The 3,487-nt window shown below is 76.4% G+C and carries 4 protein-coding genes; 3 read left to right on the top strand and 1 reads right to left on the bottom strand.

What is annotated here, in order from left to right:
- Positions 1-1,053, top strand: a 1,053-nt coding sequence (locus tag DQW06_RS29920; RefSeq protein WP_117199146.1) for a DUF664 domain-containing protein, incomplete at its 5' end; no start/stop codon positions are given.
- Between the two features lie 72 nt (positions 1,054-1,125).
- On the opposite strand, the gene DQW06_RS20940 is transcribed toward DQW06_RS29920, so the two are convergent.
- Positions 1,126-2,406: an MFS transporter gene (locus DQW06_RS20940; RefSeq protein ID WP_232833104.1), complete on the bottom strand. Its 1,281-nt coding sequence runs from the start codon at positions 2,404-2,406 to the stop codon at positions 1,126-1,128.
- A 60-nt stretch (positions 2,407-2,466) separates the two neighbouring features.
- Here DQW06_RS20940 and DQW06_RS20935 point away from each other — a divergent pair, with 60 nt between their 5' ends.
- Positions 2,467-2,826 carry a helix-turn-helix transcriptional regulator gene (locus DQW06_RS20935; RefSeq protein WP_013152750.1) on the top strand — a complete coding sequence of 120 codons (360 nt, stop codon included), beginning with the start codon at positions 2,467-2,469 and terminating at the stop codon, positions 2,824-2,826.
- 306 nt (positions 2,827-3,132) lie between these two features.
- A partial coding sequence (locus tag DQW06_RS20930; protein WP_117199144.1) for a hypothetical protein occupies positions 3,133-3,487 on the top strand: 355 nt, incomplete at its 3' end.

The raw sequence follows: 3,487 nt of genomic DNA, 5'->3' as shown, positions 1-3,487 counted from the left end.
TCGGGCACCGACAGCGCCAGGTCGTGGCGCCGCGCCCTCGAACTCGCCTGCGGCCGGGGCGGGGACGCCCTGTGGCTGGCGGGCCGGGGATGGGACGTCACGGCCGTCGACGTCGCGGAACACGCCCTGGCCGTGCTGGCCGAGCGGGCCCGCCGGGCCGGGGTAGGGGACCGCCTCACCACGCGGCGCCACGACCTGGCGCTGTCGGTGCCCGACGCCGGACCGTGGGACCTGATCTACGCGAACTACTTCCACACCCCGGTGGACATCGACCGTGACGCCGTGCTGCGCCGGGTCTCGCGGTCGGTGGGCGGGGGCGGGCTGCTGGTCGTGATCGACCACGCGTCCAGTGCGCCCTGGTCCTGGGAACAGCGCGACGACTTCCCCGCCCCCGAGGAGCTGTGGCGGTCGCTGGACCTGGGCGCGGACTGGACCGGCCTCGTGTGCGAGCGGCGTTCGCGGCTGGCCCACGGCCCCGACGGCCGCAGCGCGCGGGTGAGCGACAACGTGGTGGTGGCCCGGCGCCGTACGGGGGCGACGCCGAAGGGTTCGACGAGGACGGCCGATGCACCCTCGCGCCGACGCGACCAGCCCCCGCCCGGGACGGGGTCCGCGGAGAAGGAGGTCCTCACGGGGTTCCTGGCCTACCTGCGCGAGAGCGTCCTCGCCAAGCTGGACGGCGCGCCGGAGCAGCACGTGCGCACTCCGGGCGTCGCGTCCGGCACGAACCTGCTCGGACTGGTCAAGCACCTGGCCCACGTCGAGCGCGCCCTCTTCCTCGGGGAGGAGGTCGGCGACTGGCAGGCCACGTTCCACGCCGACACCGGTGAGACCACGGCTGGCGTTCTGGAGGGATACCGCGCGGCCGTGGCCGCCGCCGACCGTGCCATCGCCGACTGCGACGACCTCGGCGGGCCCGCGCACGCGGGGCGCCGGAACGGACCGGCCCCGTCGATGCGGTGGGCGCTCGTGCACATGATCGAGGAGACCGGCCGCCACGCCGGGCACCTGGACATCCTCCGCGAACTGGTGGACGGCCGGACCGGTCGCTGAACGCCGCCGCGACGTCCCCCGCGCCCCTCCCGCCGCCTCATGAGCGGGGCCGGCACCGGGGCCGCAGGGGCGTCAGCGGTCCCCGGCCGCGGGGGAGGGGTCCGCGGTGACCGCGCCGGGGCGCCACAGGCCCGCCGCCGCCAGGGCGCACGCGCCCGTGAGCACCCCGGCGCCGCCCAGCACCAGGACCGGTTCCAGGCCCCCGGCCCACCCGGCCAGCGGGTAGGTGAGCAGGAAGCAGGCGTGGGAGAGCGAGAACTGGGCGGCGAAGACCCCCGCCAACGCGCCCTCGGGAGCGGCCTCGCGCAGCAGCCGCCCCGTGGGCGCGGACACCAGCGCGCACCCCGCGCCCAGCACCGCCCATCCCGCGCCGAGCACCAGCGGTCCCGGCGCCAGGGCCCAGCCCGGCGCCAGGGCCGCCGCTCCCGCCGTGAGGACGCCGGGACCGGTGAGCATGAGCGCGCGCGTGCCGAACCGCTCCACCAGCGCCCCCAGGGCCAGCGCCACCGCCATGGAACCGCCGCCGAAGCAGGCCAGCACCAACGCCACGGCGGTGTCGCCGCCGCCCAGGTGGGAGCGGACGAGGACGACGGTGTCGACCAGGACCAGGGCGGTGACCACGGCCACCGCCGTGTTCAACGCCGTCAGCGCCAGCAGGCGCCGGTCGGTGCCGAAGGCCCGCCAGCTCGCCGCGGCCCGGCGGGGACTCCGCGACCCGGGCGTCGGGGCGGGCAGCGCCGTGGCGGCCACCAGGGCGGCGGAGGCGGCGAAGCCGAGCGCGGTCAGCGCGAACAGGCCGTCGAAGGGGATCGCGAGCAGCACGAGAGCGGCCAGCAGCGGCGAGGCCAGCGCCTCCAGGTCATAGGCCAGCCGCGACAGGGCCAGCGCCGAGGTGTAGCCGCGGTCGTCCACCAGTTCGGGGATGACCGCCTGGAAGGTGGGGGTGAAGGTCGCCGAGGCGCACTGGAGCACGGCGATGAGCGCGTACACCTGCCAGACCTGGTCCACGAACGGCAGACAGGCCACCGCCAGGGCGCGCACCGCGTCCGAGCCCACCAGCACCGCCTTGCGCGGGGCCCGGACCAGGGCCGCGGTCAGCAGCGGCCCCGCGCCCACGTAGGCGAGCATCTTGACGGTCAGGGCGGTGGCCACCACCTGCCCCGCCCGGCCCGGAGCCAGTTCGTAGGCCAGCAGCGCCAGGGCGACCGTGGCCAGCCCGGTGCCCGCCAGCGCCACGACCTGGGCGTAGAACAACCTGCGGTAGGAAGCGAAGTCCGTCAGCACCCGCCACACCACGACCACCACCTGGAGAAGAAGGAAGAGCACGACCAGGCGCACCATATACGTGCGCAAGTACGCACATGATGTCATATTCCGCGGGGTCCTCCCTCCTCCGGGCCCTAGACTGCGCACATGCGCACCAGCGACGAGCAGGCCGTCCCCAGCCGCGTGCACCCGGCTCCGCCCGAACCCGAGCGGCTCGCCGTGGCCGCGAGCGTGTTCGCCCTGCTGGCCGACCCCACCCGGCTGCATCTGCTGTGGACCCTGGCCGGGGGCGAGGCGGACGTGGGCCAGCTGACCGAGGCCTGCGGAGCGTCGCGCACCGCCGTCTCCCAGCACCTGGCCAAACTGCGCCTGGCCGGTCTGGTGGAGTTCCGCAAGGAGTCCCGGCACGCCATCTACCAGCTGCGCGACGGCCACCTGCGCCGCCTGGTGCTGGAGGCGCTCAACCACGCCGACCACGTCGTGACGGGCGAGCCCTTCCACGACTGAGGCCGGGCCAGCGGGCACCGCACGGCGCACACGGCGCGAACGGGCCGCGCACCCGCCCGGAGCGGGGCCGAAGGGCGGAGCCCGGTCCGGCAGGCCGCCCCGGGGCGTCCGCGCCGCCGCGGGGCCGAGGCGGCCGCGAGGCCCGCGCCCCGGCCCGGGGGAAGTCCGACGAGCGGTTCGCGCCTGCCGGAGCCCTGCTCGCGGGAGGCGCTTCCGGGCTAGGGGCCCACCGTCAGAACCCGTGGCGGTTCCCCCTATCCCGTGGCCGCCGAAGGCCCCGGCGACACCACCGCTACAGTTCCTGGCATGGACCGGCACACCTCCACGCGGCGACAGCGCACCCTCGCGGTGCCGCTGGTCGCGCTGGTGCTCATGTGCTTCATGTGCGCGCTGTGCCACAGCACGGACCCGGTCGCCCAGGTCGTTCCCGCAGCCACAGCTACCACTGCCGCCGCGACGGCCGACTGCCCGGAGCGGCCCCGGGAGGCCGCCGCGGTCACCGACGCGGCCCCGGCCCCGCAGACCGCGCACGCGTGCGAGGTCACCGAGGGACACGGACTGCCCACCGCGCCGCCCCTGTTCCTCGTCGCGCTCGGCGTCGCCCTGGTCCTCGCGCTCCTGCTGGCCCCGCGGCCGGGACCGGCCCCGCGCCCCGTCAGCC

Source organism: Nocardiopsis sp. TNDT3 (assembly GCF_003427465.1).
GTDB classification, from domain to species: Bacteria; Actinomycetota; Actinomycetes; order Streptosporangiales; family Streptosporangiaceae; genus Nocardiopsis; species Nocardiopsis dassonvillei.
The sequence above is the reverse complement of the archived record's forward strand: the minus strand, read 5'-3'. Positions and strand labels throughout refer to the sequence as shown.